Source organism: Streptomyces sp. NPDC048604 (genome assembly GCF_043199435.1).
Classification (GTDB): Bacteria; Actinomycetota; Actinomycetes; order Streptomycetales; family Streptomycetaceae; genus Streptomyces.
This window is the reverse complement of record NZ_JBICVX010000029.1, coordinates 18,142-36,056: the sequence shown is the minus strand read 5'-3', so window position 1 is coordinate 36,056 and position 17,915 is coordinate 18,142. Positions and strand designations below refer to the sequence as shown.

Below are 17,915 nucleotides of genomic sequence, written 5' to 3'. Positions count from 1 at the left end.
TGGTACTGCAGGGGGGACCCTGTGGGAGAGTAGGACGCCGCCGAACAAATTTTACGGGAAAGCCCCGCACCTCTGGTGCGGGGCTTTTCTGCGTTGTCGACCAGGTTGCCGGCACCCCTGTGCACACCCCCGCGGCGCCTGCCGGTAAGGTCAGTGGGCATCGTTGGCTCATTTCCCACAGGAGGCCCCCGGGTGGAGGTCCAGGAGACTCGCGTTCAGACGGACCGGGTCCTCACCATCCCCAACATCCTCAGCATGGCGCGTCTCGTCGGCGTGCCACTGTTCCTGTGGCTGATTCTCCGCCCCGTGTTCGGCGGTCCCAACAGTGACGGCTGGGCGTTGTTGGTCCTCGCGCTCAGCGGGATCAGCGACTATCTCGACGGGAAGCTGGCCCGCCGCTGGAACCAGATCAGCAACCTCGGCCGGCTGCTCGACCCCGCCGCGGACCGGCTGTACATCCTTTCCACGCTGATCGGGCTCACCTGGCGGGAGATCCTTCCGCTCTGGCTCACCCTCGCGCTTTTGGCCCGCGAGCTGATGCTGCTGGTGATGGTAGGAATCCTCCGCCGGCACGGCTATCCGCCGCCGCAGGTTAACTTCCTCGGAAAAGCTGCGACCTTCAACTTGATGTACGCGTTCCCGCTGCTGCTCCTCAGTGACGGGGACGGATGGATTGCGTCACTCGCCGAAGTTTTCGGGTGGGCCTTCGCCGGATGGGGTACAACTCTCTATTGGTGGGCAGGGATCCTCTACGTGGTCCAGGTCCGCCGCCTCGTGAAGGCGGACACCGAGGCCGATTGAGCCCGTCTGTCCCGTGCCGTGCAGCGTCGCCGGCACCGTCCCTGACGCAAGTGGGCCACCGAGCGGATGGGTGAAGTCGGCTGGACCGTCGTCTCTCAAGGAGGACGCTTCCGACATGAAGGCCGTCGTGATGGCTGGTGGCGAAGGCACTCGACTTCGCCCGATGACCTCAAGCATGCCCAAACCACTTCTGCCGGTGGCCAACCGGCCGATCATGGAGCATGTGCTGCGCCTGCTCAAGCGGCACGGTCTCACCGAGACCGTCGTCACCGTGCAGTTTCTCGCCTCGCTCGTCCGGAATTACTTCGGCGACGGCGAAGACCTCGGAATGGAGCTCACGTACGCCAATGAGGAAAAGCCACTCGGTACCGCTGGGAGCGTGAAGAACGCCGAGGAGGCGCTGAAGGACGACGCCTTCCTCGTCATCTCCGGAGACGCGCTCACCGACTTCGACCTCTCCGATCTGATCGCCTTCCACAAGGAGAAGGGCGCGCTGGTCACCGTCTGTCTGACCCGTGTGCCGAATCCGCTGGAATTCGGGATCACGATCGTCGACGAGGAAGGAAAGGTCGACCGTTTCCTGGAGAAGCCGACCTGGGGGCAGGTCTTCTCGGACACGGTGAACACCGGCATCTACGTCATGGAGCCGGAGGTCTTCGACTATGTGAAGGCCGACGTTCCGGTGGACTGGTCCGGTGACGTCTTCCCGCAGCTGATGAAGGAGGGCAAGCCGGTCTACGGCTATGTCGCCGAAGGCTACTGGGAGGACGTCGGCACCCACGAGAGCTACGTCAAGGCGCAGGCCGACGTCCTCGAGGGCAAGGTCCAGGTCGAACTCGACGGCTTCGAGATCTCGCCCGGTGTATGGGTCGCCGAAGGGGCCGAGGTGCACCCGGACGCGGTGCTGCGCGGACCGCTGTACATCGGGGACTACGCCAAGGTCGAGGCGGGCGCGGAGATCCGCGAGCACACCGTCGTCGGCTCCAACGTGGTCGTGAAGTCCGGGGCCTTCCTGCACAAGGCCGTGGTCCACGACAACGTGTACGTGGGGCAGCAGAGCAATCTGCGCGGCTGCGTCATCGGCAAGAACACCGACATCATGCGGGCCGCCCGGATCGAGGACGGGGCGGTCATCGGCGACGAGTGCCTGATCGGTGAGGAATCGATTGTCCAGGGCAACGTGCGCGTCTACCCCTTCAAGACCATCGAGGCCGGTGCCTTCGTCAACACCTCCGTGATCTGGGAGTCCCGCGGCCAGGCGCACCTGTTCGGCGCGCGCGGCGTCTCGGGCATCCTCAACGTGGAGATCACGCCGGAGCTGGCCGTCCGGCTGGCCGGGGCGTACGCGACGACGCTGAAGAAGGGCGCGACGGTCACGACCGCACGTGACCACTCCCGCGGTGCGCGGGCGCTGAAGCGGGCGGTGATCTCGGCGCTGCAGGCCAGCGCCATCGACGTACGCGACCTGGAGAACGTGCCGCTGCCGGTGGCGCGTCAGCAGACGGCCCGCGGCAGCGCCGGCGGGATCATGGTGCGGACCTCGCCGGGCGTGCCGGACTCCGTGGACATCATGTTCTTCGACGAGCGTGGGGCGGACCTTTCGCAGGCCGGCCAGCGCAAGCTGGACCGGGTGTACGCACGTCAGGACTACCGGCGGGCGTTCCCCGGCGAGATCGGTGACCTGTCGTTCCCGTCGAGCGTCTTCGACTCGTACACGGGCTCGCTGCTGCGGCAGGTGGACACCACCGGGATCGCGGAGGCGGGCCTGAAGGTGGTCGTGGACGCCTCCAACGGCAGTGCGGGTCTGGTTCTGCCGAGCCTGCTCGGCCGGCTGCAGGTGGATTCGCTGACGATCAACCCCGGGCTCGACGAGTCGCGGCCCACGGAGTCGGTGGAGACTCGGCGGGCCGGGCTTGTGCGGCTCGGGGAGATCGTGGCGTCGGCGCGGGCGGCGTTCGGGGTGCGGTTCGACCCCGTCGGCGAGCGGCTGTCGCTGGTGGACGAGCGGGGCCGGATCATCGAGGACGACCGGTCGCTGCTGGTGATGTTGGACCTGGTGGCCGCCGAGCGGCGGTCGGGCCGGGTGGCGCTGCCGGTCACCACGACGCGGATCGCCGAGCAGGTGGCGGCGTACCACGGGACGCAGGTGGAGTGGACGACGACGTCGCCGGACGATCTGACGCGGGTCGGCCGCGAGGAGTCGACGATCTTCGGCGGGGACGGACGCGGCGGCTTCATCGTGCCGGAGTTCAGCAGTGTCTTCGACGGCGCGGCGGCGTTCGTGCGGCTGATCGGTCTGGTGGCGCGGACACAGCTCACGCTGAGCCAGATCGACGCGCGGATCCCTCGGGCCCATGTGATCAAGCGGGACGTGGCGACGCCATGGGCTGTCAAGGGCCTGGTGATGCGCCGGGTGGTGGAGGCGGCGGGCGACCGGTTCGTCGACACCACCGACGGTGTGCGCGTGGTGGAGGCGGACGGGCGCTGGGTGATGGTGCTGCCCGACCCGGCGGAGGCCGTCACCCATCTGTGGGCCGAGGGGCCCGACGACACCTCCGCCCAGGCGCTGCTCGACGAGTGGTGCGCGGTCGTGGAGGGCGCCGGACGGTGACCGCGCGATGACCCTGTGACGGGTGTGCCGGGCGGGTCCGAATCGGGCACGCCCGGCACTTCGGTGGGGCCATTCGGCGGTAGCGGCTACGACGTGCGACGATGTGCGGCATGTCGCAGCAGCCCCCCGTTCGGAGCACAGGCGCCCCGCCTCCGCGTCCCGACGCGTCCATGTCGCTGCTGAACAACGTGATGGACCACGCCCTGGACGACGGCTACGCCGAGGCGACCGCCCGGCGCGCCGCCCGGGGCGAGGGGCTGCCGCGCCCGCTGCGGGCCAAGCTGGGCCTGGCCGCCGGGCTTGTGCTCGCGGCCGCGGTCGTCACGCTGGGTGCGGCGCAGGCGCATGAGGCGGCGCCGATCGTGGCGAAGGAGCGCGAGGAGCTGATCGACCGGATCGACTCCGAGACGGCCGCCGCGGACACGCTGGAGCAGGACGTCGAGAAGATCCGCCGCGAGGTGGGGGAGCGGCAGCGCAAGGCCCTGGAGCAGCACGGCGGCGACCAGGCGGAGCTGGTGGCGCTGCTGTCGGGCGCGACGCCGGTGCGCGGGCCGGGGGTGAAGCTGGTCGTGGACGACGCCAAGGGCACCGAGGACGGCGGCGGCGGGCCGCGGGAGAGCAGCGGGTTCTCCGACACCGGGCGGGTGCGGGACCGGGACATGCAGCGGGTGGTGAACGGGCTGTGGCAGTCCGGGGCCGAGGCCGTGTCCATCAACGGCCAGCGGCTGACCTCGCTGTCGGCGATCCGTGCCGCGGGTGACGCCATACTGGTCGACAACCGTCCGCTGGTGCCGCCGTACACGGTGCTGGCGGTGGGGGACGGGCGGCGGCTGAGCACCGCTTTCCAGGACAGCGCCGACGGCCAGTACCTGCATGTGCTCCAGGAGAACTTCGGGATCCGCAGCAGCATCTCCGTAGAGGACGAGGTGCGCCTGCCGGCTGCGCCGAGCCTGATCGTACGTACAGCCGAGCCGACGGACGCGGGGGCGGGGAAGCCCGCCGGAGAGTCCTCGGCCGACAAGGGGAAGGGCACATCGTGATCGCCGTACTGGGCCTCGTCGTGGGAGTGGTGGTCGGACTGTTGGTCCGGCCCGAGGTACCTGCGGTGGTCGAGCCCTATCTCCCGATCGCCGTGGTCGCGGCGCTGGACGCGGTGTTCGGCGGGCTGCGGGCCATGCTGGACGGGATCTTCGTCGACAAGGTCTTCGTGGTGTCCTTCCTGTCGAACGTGGTGGTGGCCGCGCTGATCGTGTTCCTGGGCGACAAGCTGGGCGTGGGCGCGCAGCTGTCGACGGGTGTGGTGGTCGTGCTCGGCATCCGGATCTTCTCCAACGCGGCCGCCATCCGTCGGCACGTGTTCCGGGCGTGAGGCCGATGAGTACCGAGGAGAACCCCCAGGGGACCCCCGAGCAGAAGCCGGCGCCGACGCCCGCGCCCGACGCGCCGGATGCGCCGGTCGCGCCCGACGCGCCGCAGGCGAAGCCCGAGCAGACCGGCCGTCAGCGGCTGGCCGCCGGGCTGTGGCCGCCGAGGTTCAGCCGGGCCCAACTCATCGTCGCCCTGCTGCTGTTCGTGCTCGGCCTGGGTCTGGCCATCCAGGTCCGTTCGACCAGCGACAACAGTGCGCTGCGCGGTGCCCGCCAGGAGGACCTGGTGCGGATCCTCGACGAGCTCGACGACCGTACGCAGCGGCTGGAGGACGAGAAGACCCGGCTGGAGAGCCAGCGCCAGGAGCTGGAGAGCAGCTCCGACCAGGCGGAGGAGGCCCGCAAGCAGACGCGGGAGAAGGAGCGTCAGCTCGGCATCCTGGCCGGCACGGTCGCCGCCGAGGGGCCAGGCATCACGCTGACCGTCACGGACGGCGCGGGCGCGGTGGAGTCGGACATGCTGCTGGACGCGATCCAGGAGCTGCGGGCGGCGGGCGCCGAGGCGATCCAGGTGAACGACGTGCGGGTGGTGGCGGACAGCTACTTCTCCGGTGGTGACGGCGACATAGAGGTCGACGGGAAGAAGATCACCGCGCCGTACGTCTTCAAGGTCATCGGCAAACCCGAGGATCTGGAGCCGGCGCTGAACATCCCCGGTGGTGTGGTCCAGACGCTGGAGAAGGAGCAGGCCAGCGCCTCGGTGACCCGCTCGAGCAAGATCGTCGTGGACGCCTTGCGACCCGCGGAGCGCCCTGACTACGCTCGGTCGTCGTCGCAGTGAGGCGGGGGTTCATGGGGGAAGCGGGGCAAGGGGCTGACGTTGCGGGGGGTCGCCGCAGGCAACTCCCGGTGCGTGGTGGAAACTGTCCGGAGGTTACGGACGTTGTGAAGGTGTCCGGGTCGACAGGTGTGTCGAGCCAGGGTTCGTCCTGCCCCACGGGCGGGTCTGTTTCGGTCAAGGGGAATCGCCCGTGAAGTTGTTTGGGAAGTTGTTCGGCAAGAGCGCACGCGAGGACGGCGGCAACGCCAAGCACCGCGCGCCGCGCCAGGCCCAGAGCGAGGAACAGCAGGCCGAGCGGCCGCTCTTCCGCGACGAGGTCGGTGCGCAGGGCGGTGACATTCCGGGCGGACAGGGCGCGTCTTCTGTTGACCCTGCCGGTCCCGGCCGCATAGGTTTCGGAGAACCATCAACCTCGAGTACGGGTGGAGGGTTTGCCCCCGACCCGTATGCGACCCACGCCTCCGCGGGGCAGCCGCGGCAGGAGGATGCGTCCATGCCGGTGTGTACGAGGTGCGGCCACCGCAACGCCGCGGACAGTCGGTTCTGCTCCAACTGTGGCGCGCCGCTGCGCGGTGGGGTCCCGGCGGAGCGCGCGTCGGAGACGACGTCCACGATCTCGATCTCGGGCCTGGAGGCGTACGAGGCGGAGGTCACCGGCCAGACCGCGCTTCCGTCGCTGTCTCCCGAGGCGCAGGCCGCGGTCGACGCCCTGCCGGCCGGTTCGGCGCTGCTCGTGGTGCGCCGCGGGCCGAACTCGGGCAGCCGCTTCCTGCTGGACGGCGAGCTGACCACGGCCGGCCGTCACCCGCAGAGCGACATCTTCCTCGACGACATCACGGTGTCGCGCCACCACGTGGAGTTCCGCCGGTCCCCGGACGGCAGCTTCACCGTGGCCGACGTCGGCAGCCTCAATGGCACGTACGTCAACCGTGAGCCGATCGAGTCGGTGCGGCTCACCAACGGTGACGAGGTTCAGATCGGCAAGTACCGGCTGGTGTTCTACTCCAGCCAGCGGGGCGTCTGACCGCTCCGGGCAGCCTTCAGGGAAGGTCCATGGTGCGAACAGCGACGGGCGGTGCCGGTACCGGCACCGCCACCGCCGGCGGACGAATGGTGAGCATCGGGGCGGTGCTCGGCCAGCTGCGTGACGAGTTTCCCGAAGTGACCATCTCGAAGATCCGGTTCCTGGAGGCCGAGGGGCTGGTCGAGCCGCAGCGCACCGCCTCCGGCTACCGCAAGTTCAGTCCCCAGGACGTGGAGCGGCTCGCCCAGATCCTGCGGATGCAGCGGGACCACTACCTGCCGCTGAAGGTGATCCGCGAGCATCTGGACGCCCTTGCCCGAGGCGAGCAGGTCCGGCTGCCGGCGCCCGGCGCGCAGCGCGACCTCCTCGACGGGGCCTGGGAAGCGGAGCAGGACCGTCCGACGGCGTCCCGGATCGGACGGGTCGAGCTGCTCGCCGCGGCCGAGGTGACCGAGGCGGAGCTCGTGGAGTGGGAGTCGTACGGGCTCCTGGCCGCGGGGCCCGACGGCGGGTACGACGCGGAGGCCGTCAATGTCGCCAGACTTGTCGCGGATCTGGGGAGATTCGGTCTGGAACCGCGGCACCTCCGGTCGGTGAAGGCGGCCGCGGAACGCGAGGCCGGTCTGGTCGAGCAGATGGTCGCCCCGCTGCGGCGGCACCGGAATCCGCAGACCAGGGCGCATGCCGAGGCGACCGCGAGGGAACTGGCGGGCCTCTCCGTGCGGCTCCACGCCGCGCTGGTCCAGACCGCTCTGGGGCTTCGTCTGCAGTGATCTTGACCGGGCCCGACTATCCAAACCGGTCGGGCACGGCCTAGGGTTGCTGTGTGAACGAGCTCGACGTTGTGGGTGTCCGGGTGGAAATGCCCTCCAACCAGCCGATCGTGCTCCTGCGCGAAGTGGGAGGCGACCGGTACCTTCCCATCTGGATCGGCCCCGGTGAGGCGACCGCGATCGCCTTCGCCCAGCAGGGCATGGCGCCTGCCAGGCCGCTGACGCACGACCTCTTCAAGGATGTCCTCGAGGCCGTGGGTCAGGAGCTCACGGAGGTGCGGATCACCGATCTCCGCGAAGGCGTGTTCTACGCGGAGCTGGTCTTCGCCAGCGGTGTCGAGGTGAGCGCCCGGCCGTCCGATGCGATAGCGCTTGCGCTGCGCACCGGGACCCCGATCTACGGCAGCGACGGCGTCCTCGACGACGCCGGCATCGCGATTCCGGACGAGCAGGAGGACGAGGTGGAGAAGTTCCGCGAGTTCCTCGACCAGATCTCCCCCGAGGACTTCGGAACCAACAGCCAGTGACCCCCCGTGCCGCGGGTGCGCTCAGCGCATTCGAGTAGCCTTTCCCGGAGAGAGACACGGGAAACCACTCTCAGGGTGATTATCACTCGGCGTGCCGAGTGTGGCGATCGTTGACGCACCCCGAGTGACTGCCTACCTTCGAGTGGGCAGGTCAAGGACGGAGGGTCGGCGTGATGAGCAGCGGCGACAGTACGGCAGGGGGCGCTCTCGGACGCACTCCGGGAGAGAGTGGGCTGTACCCGCTCCAGAGCGGCACGGCGGAGGCGCCCGCCGATGCCGGCGCCGACAGTATCGGCTATCGCGGGCCCACGGCCTGCGCCGCCGCAGGCATCACCTACCGGCAGCTCGACTACTGGGCCCGTACCGGCCTGGTCGAGCCCAGCGTCCGGCCCGCGTACGGCTCCGGGACGCAGCGTCTCTACAGCTTCCGCGACGTCGTCGTGCTGAAGATCGTCAAGCGGTTCCTGGACACCGGTGTCGCGCTGCAGAACATCCGCGCGGCCGTGCAGCATCTGCGGGCCCGAGGCTTCCGTGACCTGGAGCGCATGACGCTGATGAGCGACGGCGCGACGGTCTACGAGTGCTCCTCGCCCGACGAGGTGGTGGACCTGCTCAAGGGCGGTCAGGGCGTCTTCGGCATCGCGGTCGGCGTGGTGTGGCGGGACGTCGAGGCGGCGCTGTCGCAGCTGCACGGCGAGCGCGTCGACACCGGCGAGACGCTGATCGGGCACAACCCCGGTGACGAGCTGGCGGCCCGGCGGCGACGCGACCAGGCCGTCTGAGACGGCGACACCTCCATGGACTCGCACGCCAGTGCGGGTCCATTGTCAGTGGCGTAGGGCAGCATCGGAGCTGTGAGAGCCGCGCCGACCATCCTCCACCTGGACATGGATGCGTTCTTCGCCGCCGCGGAGCAGGCGGCGAAGCCGAGCCTGCGCGGGAAGCCGGTGGTGGTCGGCGGGCTCGGCCCGCGCGGGGTCGTCGCCACGGCCTCGTACGAGGCCCGGCGCTTCGGGGTGCACTCCGCGATGCCGATGGCGCAGGCGCGCCGGCTCGCGCCCAACGCGGCCTATCTGGTGCCGCGGTTCTCGCTGTACCGGTCGGTCAGCGAGCAGGTCATGGAACTGCTCGGGCGGCTGTCCCCGCTGGTCGAGCCGCTGAGCCTGGACGAGGCCTTCGTGGACCTGGAGGCCGGGGGCGTGGCCTGGGACTCGGCGAGCGCGCGGGAGGCCGGTGAGCGGCTGCGCAGGGACATTCTGGGAGGCACGGGGCTGACGGGGTCGGTGGGGCTCGCCGGGTCGAAGATGCTCGCCAAGATCGCCTCCGAGGAGGCCAAGCCCGACGGCCTGGTGCTGATCGAACCGGGCACCGAGCGCGAGCTGCTCGGGCCGAAGTCGGTGCGGATCATCCCCGGCGTCGGTCCGGCCACCGGGGAGCATCTGCGACGGGCCGGGATGACCACGGTCGCGGATCTCGCGGCGGCCGGCGAGGACGAGCTCGTACGGCTGCTGGGGCGGGCGCACGGGGCGTCGCTGCACCGCATGGCCCAGGGGTACGACGACCGGCCCGTGGTGGCCGAGCGGGACGCCAAGTCGGTGTCCGTGGAGGACACCTTCGACGTGGACCTGCACGACCGGGTGCGGATCCGGATCGAGGTGGAGCGGCTCGCCGAGCGCTGCGTGGGACGGCTGCGGGCCTCCGGGCACTCGGGGCGGACGATCGTCCTCAAGGTGCGCCGCTTCGACTTCTCGACGCTCACCCGCTCCGAGACGCTGCGCGGGCCCACCGACGACCTCGGCGTGGTCCGGGAGGCCGCCGCCCGGCTGCTCGAGGGCGTGGACACCACCGGCGGGGTGCGGCTGCTCGGCGTCGGCGTCAGCGGGCTCGCCGACTACACGCAGGAGGACCTCTTCGCACAGGCGGCGGAGGCGGCCGAGGCGGCCGAGGCCGCGGTGGCCGCGGAAGCGGCAGACGCCGCGGACGGGAGACCGGCCGAGGAGTCGGGCCCCGCCGCACCGCAGCCGACCGCGACCGAGCCGCCGGAGCGCCACTGGTCCCCGGGCCAGGACGTTCGGCACGCCGAGCTCGGGCCCGGCTGGGTGCAGGGCAGCGGCGTCGGCCGGGTCACGGTGCGGTTCGAGCAGCCCGGCTCCGCACCGGGGCGCGTGCGCACCTTCCCGGTCGACGACCCCGACCTGGAACCCTCCGACCCGCTGCCGCTGGTCCCGCGGCCGTAGTCCGCTGGGGCGCCGTCCGTCCGCTCAGGCGTCGTCCCGGCCCGCAAGACGGCCGAAGTCGCGGTCCTCGTGGGGCGCCGGGGGCAGAGCGATGTTGTAGTGACGGTAGAGCTGGATCTCCTGCTCCGGTGAGAGGTGCCGGCCCACGCCGAAGTCCGGGGCCTCCTTGATCAGGGACCGCTCGTACGGCACATGGAGCCCGTCCTTGGCCAGCTCGCTGTTCTCCAGCGGGACGAACGCGTCCCGGCTGAACAGGCCGGTGCGCAGCGCGGCCCACTCGGGGACCCCGGTCGCGTCGTCCAGGTACACCTCGTCCACGGTGCCGATCTTGGCCCCGTTGCGGTCGTACGCCTTGCGGCCGATCAGGCTGCGCGGATCGATGTCGGTCTGCACGGTCCCTCCAGCTGGTCGCAACTGCTCTCCCACCACTACGAAAGTGCACAACCGAGATATCGGCCACTTGAGCGATCTGGAGGCGCAATGGCGCTGGTAGGCTGGCTGTGGCTGTCGACCCCGCGCGGGAGAGTCCTCCGGAGGTTTCCGGAGGCGCCGAAGGAGCAAATCCTCCCCGGAATCTCTCAGGCCCCTGTACCGCGCGGACGAGGTCACTCTGGAAAGCAGAGCGGGAGTCCGACGGCATCCGCTCTCACCGACGGTGAAAGCCGGCCGCGTTCGCGCGCGCCGGTGAAGCTCTCAGGTTGAGATGACAGAGGGGGAGGCCGTCCGGGCACCCGCGCGTCGTGGTGCCCCTTCAGGGTCGTGACGACCAGGAGGCCTCCGCAATGACCGCCAACCGCACCCCGCTCTCCGCACTCGAACAGGGCATCCCCTTCGAGCAGCGGCACATCGGGCCGGACGCCGAAGCCCGCGCCAAGATGCTCGCCCAGGTGGGATACGGCTCCCTCGACGAGCTCACCGCCGCCGCGGTGCCGGACGTGATCAAGAGCGCCGAGGCCCTGGGCCTGCCGGCCGCCCGCAGCGAGGCGGAGGTGCTCGCCGAGCTGCGCGAGCTCGCCGACCGCAACCAGATCCTCGCGCCGATGATCGGCCTCGGCTACTACGGCACCTTCACCCCGCCGGTCATCCTGCGCAACGTCATGGAGAACCCGGCCTGGTACACCGCGTACACGCCGTACCAGCCGGAGATCTCGCAGGGACGCCTGGAGGCGCTGCTCAACTTCCAGACCGTGGTCGCCGACCTCACCGGTCTGCCCACCTCCGGCGCCTCGCTGCTCGACGAGGGCACCGCCGCCGCCGAGGCCATGGCGCTCTCCCGCCGCGTCGGCAAGGTCAAGAACGGCGTGTACGTCATCGACGCCGACGCCCTGCCGCAGACCATCGCCGTCATCGAGACCCGCGCCGAGCCGACCGGCGTCGAGGTCGTCGTCGCCGACCTGTCCGCCGGCATCCCCGCCGAGCTCGCCGAGCGCGGCGTCTTCGGCGTGCTGCTGCAGTACCCGGGCGCCTCCGGCGCGGTCCGCGACATCAAGCCGGTCATCGACCAGGCCCACGAGCTCGGCGCGATCGTCACCGTCGCCGCCGACCTGCTCGCCCTCACCCTGCTGGCCTCCCCGGGCTCCCTCGGGGCCGACATCGCCGTCGGCACCACCCAGCGCTTCGGCGTCCCCATGGGCTTCGGCGGCCCGCACGCCGGCTACATGGCCGTCCAGGACAAGCACGCCCGCTCGCTGCCCGGCCGCCTCGTCGGCGTCTCCGTCGACGCCGACGGCAACAAGGCGTACCGCCTGGCCCTGCAGACCCGCGAGCAGCACATCCGCCGCGAGAAGGCCACCAGCAACATCTGTACCGCGCAGGTGCTGCTCGCCGTCATGGCCGGCATGTACGCCGTCTACCACGGTCCCGAGGGCCTGCAGACGATCGCCCGGCGCACCCACCGCTACGCGGCCATCCTGGCCGCGGGCCTGAAGGCCGGCGGCGTGCAGCTCACCCAGGGCGCGTACTTCGACACCCTCACCGCCCGCGTCCCGGGCAAGGCCGACGAGATCCTCGCCGCCGCCCGCGAGGCCGGCGTCAACCTGTACCGCGTCGACGCCGACCACCTCTCGATGTCCTGCGACGAGACCACCGGCCGCGCCCAGCTCGCCGCCGTCTGGTCCGCCTTCGGCGTCACCGCCGACGTCGAGGCGCTCGACGCCGTCACCGAGGACGCGCTGCCGGCCGACGCGCTGCGCACCGACGCGTACCTCACCCACCCGGTCTTCCACGCGCACCGCTCCGAGACGTCGATGCTGCGCTACCTGCGCAAGCTCGCCGACCGCGACTATGCGCTGGACCGCGGCATGATCCCGCTCGGCTCCTGCACCATGAAGCTGAACGCGACCACCGAGATGGAACCGGTGACCTGGCCCGAGTTCGGCCAGATCCACCCGTTCGCGCCGATGGAGCAGGCCCAGGGCTACGCCACGCTCATCACCGAGCTGGAGGAGCGCCTCGCTGAGGTCACGGGCTACGACAAGGTGTCCATCCAGCCCAACGCCGGCTCCCAGGGCGAGCTGGCCGGTCTGCTCGCGGTCCGCGCGTACCACCGCGCCAACGGCGACGAGCAGCGCACCGTCTGCCTCATCCCGTCCTCCGCGCACGGCACCAACGCCGCCAGCGCCGTGATGGCCGGCATGAAGGTCGTCGTCGTCAAGACCGCCGACGACGGCGAGATCGACGTCGACGACCTGCGCGCCAAGATCGAGCAGTACCGGGACGAGCTGTCCGTGCTGATGATCACGTACCCGTCGACGCACGGAGTCTTCGAGGAGCACGTCGCCGACATCTGCGCGGCGGTGCACGAGGCCGGCGGCCAGGTGTACGTCGACGGCGCCAACCTCAACGCCCTGGTCGGCCTCGCCAAGCCGGGCCACTTCGGCGGCGACGTCTCGCACCTGAACCTGCACAAGACCTTCTGCATCCCGCACGGCGGCGGCGGCCCCGGCGTCGGCCCGGTCGCGGTGCGCGAGCACCTCGCCCCGTACCTGCCGAACCACCCGCTGCAGCCGACCGCCGGCCCGGAGACGGGCGTCGGCCCGATCTCGGCCGCCCCGTGGGGCTCGGCCGGCATCCTGCCGATCTCCTGGGCGTACGTCCGGCTGATGGGCGGCGAGGGCCTCAAGCGCGCCACCCAGGTCGCGGTGCTGGCGGCGAACTACATCGCCAAGCGCCTGGAGCCGCACTTCCCGGTGCTGTACACCGGCCCGGCCGGCCTGGTCGCGCACGAGTGCATCATCGACATCCGCCCGCTGGCCAAGGCCACCGGTGTCAGCGTCGACGACATCGCCAAGCGCCTGATCGACTACGGCTTCCACGCGCCGACCATGTCGTTCCCGGTCGCCGGCACGCTCATGATCGAGCCGACCGAGTCCGAGGACCTGGTCGAACTGGACCGGTTCTGCGACACGATGATCGCGATCCGCGCCGAGGTGGAGAAGGTCGCGACGGGCGAGTGGCCGGCCGACGACAACCCCCTGGTCAACGCGCCGCACACGGCGGCCGCGCTGGGCGGCGAGTGGAACCACGCGTACAGCCGCGACGTGGCCGTCTTCCCGGCCGGTGTCTCCGCCGCGGACAAGTACTGGCCGCCGGTGCGCCGCATCGACGGCGCCTTCGGCGACCGCAACCTGGTCTGCTCCTGCCCGCCGCTGGACGAGTACGACGCCTGATCACGAGTGAAGGGCCGGTCCGGAGGATCCTCTCCGGGCCGGCCCTTCGCCGTGTGCGGGTGGTGCTCAGGCCGCCTGCGCCACCTGCCCCGTGCTCAGCGGCCGGTGCGGCGCGATGATCTGGCCGTCCGGCAGCAGCTCACCGGTGTCCTCGAAGTACAGGACGCCGTTGCACAGCAGGCTCCAGCCCTGCTCCGGGTGGTGCGCCACCATGCGCGCGGCCTCCCGGTCGGCGGAGTCGGCGGTCGGACAGGCAGGCTGATGCTGGCACATGGATGCGTTCTTTCGCTGCGTGGTGGTGAGTGTCCTGCGGCTCGATGCGGTGTTCATGGCCGCCCCCGTGGTGAGTTCGTACGGTCCAAGTGTTCCCCTACGGAAGGCGATCCGCAGGGATTTCACGGCAGCTCTTCCTACTAGAGGAAGACGCATCACCCGCACGGGCGGTTCAACCCAACTGCACGGCCCCTTCGGATGGTTCTGGATGGTCCTGACGGGCTAGTCCGTACGGAGGGGGCTCCGCACGCCTGTGCTCAGGCGGCGGGGGCCGGCGAGCCGAACAGTGGTGCGGGAGCCAGCCGCAGGGTGAGGACCGGCAGCAGATCGGCGACCCGGTAGGGCCGGTGCGAGGCGATCCCGGGGGGTGCGGGCGCCAGCGGGATGAGCAGATCGGCCGGGTCGGGGACGCCGGCGGCCCCGTCGGCCGCGGTGTCGCCGTGCAGCCAGAGCGTCAGCATGTACAGGTCCGGGACCGAGAGCAGCCGGGGCTGGTACGTCCCGGGCAGCGACTCGGCCTGGGCCAGGGCACGTTCGGTGGCGGCGAGGTACGGCCCCTCGAAGAAGTGCGAGAAGGACCAGCCGTCGGGCGTGAGGACGGCGTCCGCCGCGGCCACGGCACGCTCGGCGCCCCGGATCAGAAACCGCCAGCCGGTGAGCCGGGTGCGCGGCGGCTCGGCGGGCGGCGTGACTTGATCACGTACGTCCAACACATGGACGGGCAGGTGGAGTTCGGGGCTCAGCGGCCCCTGGTGCGACTGCAGCGCGGGAGTTCGTGCCTCACGGACGGCGGTGGGGGAGCCGAGGGCCGTGAGGACACTGCGCAGGGCCGGCGCAGGGGCCGGAGAAGGCTGGAGCATGGTGGGTCGCCTCTCGCTCAAGAGACAAGGGTGATGCGGGCAGACGCGGACGGACGGCGCTGTCGGCTGCGGGGCCGGGCCGGAAGCGGGACACGCGGTCATGACCGGGCGCCGACACTCTGCTCGTCCGCGGAGTTTATACGACGGGTGTTCAGACATTGTTTCCGCTAGCCGCGCGCGATATTCCGGGCAAGGCCCGATCAGGTCCCGTTTTCCGGGGGATACGCCGGATTTCCGGCGAACGCGCGCCCGCTGCCTGCGAGTTCTCCGTAGAGAGGGACGGCCGAATTGATTCGGTGCCGGTCCGTACCTGTCGTACCTCTGCCGTACGGAATATGCGTGGGGCGTTGTGCCCGGGGTAAGTGCCGGTGGTTCGACGTATCTCAGCCTACCGTCCGATCGGTGGCCGTGCAGGCGTTATTGATCAGTCAGCTGGGCATTATCGTCCGTGACGCGAGCGACGGAGCCGCGGGCTGCCCACTCTCGAGGAGGGACCCTTCGATGGGGGAGAAGGTCGTGGCAGACGGGTTCGACCTGTCCGATCGACAGAAATACCGCCGGAAGTTGCAGCAGTGCCTGGCGGGACTGGCGCGACTGCTGGCGGAGAAGAGGTTCGACCGGCCGCGCAATCTGATGGGCCTGGAGATCGAGCTCAATCTCGCGGGCGGCGACGGCCTGCCCCGGATGATGAATGCCGAGGTCCTCGACCGCATCGCCAGCCGTGATTTCCAAACGGAACTCGGGATGTTCAATCTCGAGGTGAACATCGCCCCGCACCGGCTCGGCGGCCGGGTCTTCGACCAACTCGCCGAAGAACTCCGCGCCGGACTGGGATATGCCGACCGCATGGCCAAGGAAGTGGACGCCGGCGTCCTCATGATCGGAATTCTTCCGACGCTGGAGCACGCCGACATGGTCAGCGAGCATCTCTCCGCCATGGACCGCTACATGCTGCTCAACGACCAGCTGGTGGCCGCCCGCGGCGAGGACTTCGCCCTCGACATAGAAGGAGTGGAGCGGCTGCGCTGCACCTCCTCGTCGATCGCCTGCGAGGCCGCCTGCACCTCCGTGCAGCTGCACCTCCAGGTGACCCCCGGGCGCTTCGCCGCGGTGTGGAACGCGGCGCAGGCCGCGGCCGCGGCGCAGATCGCCGTCGGGGCGAACGCGCCGTTCCTGTTCGGGCACGAGCTGTGGCGCGAGTCCCGGCCGCCGCTGTTCCAGCAGGCCATCGACACCCGGCCGCCCGAGCTCCAGGCGCAGGGCGTGCGCCCGCGGACCTGGTTCGGGGAGCGCTGGGTGGACTCGGCGTACGACCTGTTCGAGGAGAACCTGCGCTGGTTCCCGCCGCTGCTGCCGCTGTTGGACGAGGAGGATCCGCTGCGGGTGCTCGACGAGGGCGGCGTGCCCTCGCTGCAGGAGCTGGTGCTGCACAACGGCACGGTCTACCGGTGGAACCGCCCGGTGTACGGGGTCGTCGACGGCGTCCCGCACCTGCGGGTGGAGAACCGGGTGCTGCCGGCCGGGCCGACGGTGTCCGACGTGGTCGCCAACGCGGCCTTCTACTACGGGCTCGTACGCGCGCTCGCCGACGAGCCGCGGCCGGTGTGGCGCCGGCTGCCGTTCGCGGACGCGGAGGCCAACTTCGACGCGGCCTGCCGGTACGGGATCGACGCCGAACTGCGCTGGCCCCGGCCCGGCCGCGGGAGCGGCGTCGCGACGGTGCCCGCGGTGAAGCTCGTACGCGACGAACTGCTGCCGCTCGCGGCGGCCGGGCTGGACGCCTGGCAGATCGACCCGGCGGACCGCGACCACTACCTCGGGATCATCGAGGAGCGCTGCCGGCTGCGGACCAACGGCGCGTCCTGGCAGGTCGAAACGTTCCATCGCGCGCTGGCCTCCGGGCTCGGCCGGCAGGCCGCCCTGGCCGCGACGACCCGCCGCTACACGGAACTGATGCACACCGACGCGCCGGTGCACACCTGGCCGGTGGGCCTGTAGGGCGCGGGCGCCGCCCGGGCGCGCGGCGGCCTCGGGCCGCCGGGTCCTCGCCGGCGCCCGCGGCGTCTACCCTGGCGGGGCTGGATGGGACCCGAGGGGTGAGCGGCGTAGTGGAGGCACGTGTGCGGGCGGAGTCGGGTGCGGCGGCGTTTTCCCCTCCTCCGGAGGAGCTGCCGCGGCGGATCCTGCGGTCCGAGACCCTGCTGGTGCTCGCCCTGTCGCTGGGCGCCAGCGGAGTGTCGGCGCTGATCAGCTTCATCGGCGCGCTGACCAGACCGGGCGGCCTGAAGGACCAGGCGGCCACGCTCAACGGCTCGTACGCGCCGGGCCGCCCCTGGCTCGACCTGGCCTGGCAGCTCTTCGGCATCGCCAGCGCCCTGGTGCCGGTCGCGCTCGTGGCGCATCTGCTGTTCCGCGAGGGGGGCGTCGGGCTGCGGGCCATCGGCTTCGACCGGACCCGGCCCTGGCAGGACCTGGGCCGCGGTGCGCTGATCGCCGCCGGCATCGGCAGCGCCGGGCTCGCGTTCTACCTGGTGGCGCGGACGGCCGGGTTCAACCTGACCGTGGTGCCCGAGGCGCTGCCGGACGTCTGGTGGAAGTACCCGGTCCTGATCCTGTCGGCGATCCAGAACTCCGTGCTGGAGGAGGTCATCGTCGTCGGGTACCTGCTGCGCCGGCTCGATCAGCTGGGCTGGACCCCGTGGGCGGCGCTCGCGGCGAGTTCGGTGCTGCGCGGCTCGTACCACCTGTACCAGGGCATCGGCGGCTTCGTCGGCAACATGGTGATGGGCGCGGTGTTCGTCCTGCTGTACCGCCGCTGGGGCCGGGTGGGCCCGCTGGTGGCCGCGCACGCGCTGCTCGACATCGTCGCGTTCGTCGGATACGGGCTGCTGGCCGGCCGGGTGGACTGGCTGCCGACGGGCTGAGCGAGGGGA

General features: G+C 70.8%; 16 protein-coding genes and 1 riboswitch. Of the genes, 13 read left to right on the top strand and 3 right to left on the bottom strand.

All coding sequences use genetic code 11. From position 1 onward, the window contains the following. Positions 1–192 precede the first annotated feature (192 nt). From ACGFMM_RS35115 to ACGFMM_RS35070, 10 genes are all read left to right on the top strand, one after another. The gene (locus ACGFMM_RS35115; protein ID WP_393650545.1) at positions 193–801 is read left to right on the top strand and encodes a CDP-alcohol phosphatidyltransferase family protein; all 609 of its coding nucleotides are present in this window, start codon (positions 193–195) and stop codon (positions 799–801) included. A gap of 115 nt (positions 802–916) precedes the next feature. Further along, positions 917–3,412: a sugar phosphate nucleotidyltransferase gene (locus ACGFMM_RS35110; RefSeq protein ID WP_393650544.1), complete on the top strand. Its 2,496-nt coding sequence runs from the start codon at positions 917–919 to the stop codon at positions 3,410–3,412. Positions 3,413–3,513: 101 nt separating this feature from the next. Beyond that, positions 3,514–4,452 (top strand): DUF881 domain-containing protein, encoded by a 939-nt coding sequence (locus ACGFMM_RS35105; RefSeq protein ID WP_393650543.1) that lies wholly within the window; start codon positions 3,514–3,516, stop codon positions 4,450–4,452. Continuing rightward, positions 4,449–4,781 carry a small basic family protein gene (locus tag ACGFMM_RS35100; RefSeq protein ID WP_003970459.1) on the top strand — a complete coding sequence of 111 codons (333 nt, stop codon included), beginning with the start codon at positions 4,449–4,451 and terminating at the stop codon, positions 4,779–4,781. The genes ACGFMM_RS35105 and ACGFMM_RS35100 overlap by 4 nt, the downstream gene beginning before the upstream one ends. Positions 4,782–4,786: 5 nt before the next feature. After that, complete coding sequence (locus ACGFMM_RS35095) at positions 4,787–5,620, top strand: DUF881 domain-containing protein (protein ID WP_393650542.1); 834 nt, start codon at positions 4,787–4,789, stop codon at positions 5,618–5,620. An 82-nt stretch (positions 5,621–5,702) separates the two neighbouring features. Next, entirely contained in the window at positions 5,703–6,644 is a 942-nt protein-coding gene (locus ACGFMM_RS35090; protein ID WP_393650546.1) for an FHA domain-containing protein, read from the top strand. 29 nt (positions 6,645–6,673) lie between these two features. Continuing rightward, positions 6,674–7,417: a MerR family transcriptional regulator gene (locus ACGFMM_RS35085; protein WP_393650541.1), complete on the top strand. Its 744-nt coding sequence runs from the start codon at positions 6,674–6,676 to the stop codon at positions 7,415–7,417. A gap of 53 nt (positions 7,418–7,470) precedes the next feature. Continuing rightward, positions 7,471–7,944 (top strand): bifunctional nuclease family protein, encoded by a 474-nt coding sequence (locus ACGFMM_RS35080; protein ID WP_006123076.1) that lies wholly within the window; start codon positions 7,471–7,473, stop codon positions 7,942–7,944. Between the two features lie 173 nt (positions 7,945–8,117). Further along, positions 8,118–8,726, top strand: a complete 609-nt coding sequence (locus tag ACGFMM_RS35075; RefSeq protein WP_393650540.1) for a MerR family transcriptional regulator — start codon at positions 8,118–8,120, stop codon at positions 8,724–8,726. A gap of 72 nt (positions 8,727–8,798) precedes the next feature. Continuing rightward, positions 8,799–10,181 carry a DNA polymerase IV gene (locus tag ACGFMM_RS35070; protein ID WP_393650539.1) on the top strand — a complete coding sequence of 461 codons (1,383 nt, stop codon included), beginning with the start codon at positions 8,799–8,801 and terminating at the stop codon, positions 10,179–10,181. 24 nt (positions 10,182–10,205) lie between these two features. Here ACGFMM_RS35070 and ACGFMM_RS35065 read toward each other — a convergent pair whose 3' ends face one another. Beyond that, positions 10,206–10,574, bottom strand: coding sequence for a PRC-barrel domain-containing protein (locus ACGFMM_RS35065; protein WP_393650538.1), 369 nt, complete (start codon positions 10,572–10,574; stop codon positions 10,206–10,208). Positions 10,575–10,689: 115 nt separating this feature from the next. Then, positions 10,690–10,785, top strand: a riboswitch (glycine riboswitch). Between the two features lie 178 nt (positions 10,786–10,963). Here ACGFMM_RS35065 and gcvP point away from each other — a divergent pair. After that, positions 10,964–13,849 (top strand): aminomethyl-transferring glycine dehydrogenase, encoded by a 2,886-nt coding sequence (gene gcvP / locus ACGFMM_RS35060; RefSeq protein WP_393650537.1) that lies wholly within the window; start codon positions 10,964–10,966, stop codon positions 13,847–13,849. A gap of 66 nt (positions 13,850–13,915) precedes the next feature. Here the strand turns inward: gcvP and ACGFMM_RS35055 are convergent, their stop codons facing one another. Together ACGFMM_RS35055 and ACGFMM_RS35050 are read right to left on the bottom strand one after the other, a co-directional pair. After that, positions 13,916–14,122, bottom strand: a complete 207-nt coding sequence (locus tag ACGFMM_RS35055; protein ID WP_393650536.1) for a DUF5999 family protein — start codon at positions 14,120–14,122, stop codon at positions 13,916–13,918. A 257-nt stretch (positions 14,123–14,379) separates the two neighbouring features. Then, positions 14,380–14,982: a hypothetical protein gene (locus ACGFMM_RS35050; RefSeq protein ID WP_393650535.1), complete on the bottom strand. Its 603-nt coding sequence runs from the start codon at positions 14,980–14,982 to the stop codon at positions 14,380–14,382. 501 nt (positions 14,983–15,483) lie between these two features. On the opposite strand from ACGFMM_RS35050, the gene ACGFMM_RS35045 reads away from it, so the two are divergent. Both ACGFMM_RS35045 and ACGFMM_RS35040 read left to right on the top strand, forming a co-directional pair. Then, positions 15,484–16,980 carry a glutamate--cysteine ligase gene (locus ACGFMM_RS35045; RefSeq protein ID WP_393650534.1) on the top strand — a complete coding sequence of 499 codons (1,497 nt, stop codon included), beginning with the start codon at positions 15,484–15,486 and terminating at the stop codon, positions 16,978–16,980. A 110-nt stretch (positions 16,981–17,090) separates the two neighbouring features. Continuing rightward, positions 17,091–17,906 (top strand): CPBP family intramembrane glutamic endopeptidase, encoded by an 816-nt coding sequence (locus ACGFMM_RS35040; RefSeq protein WP_393650533.1) that lies wholly within the window; start codon positions 17,091–17,093, stop codon positions 17,904–17,906. Positions 17,907–17,915 lie beyond the last annotated feature (9 nt).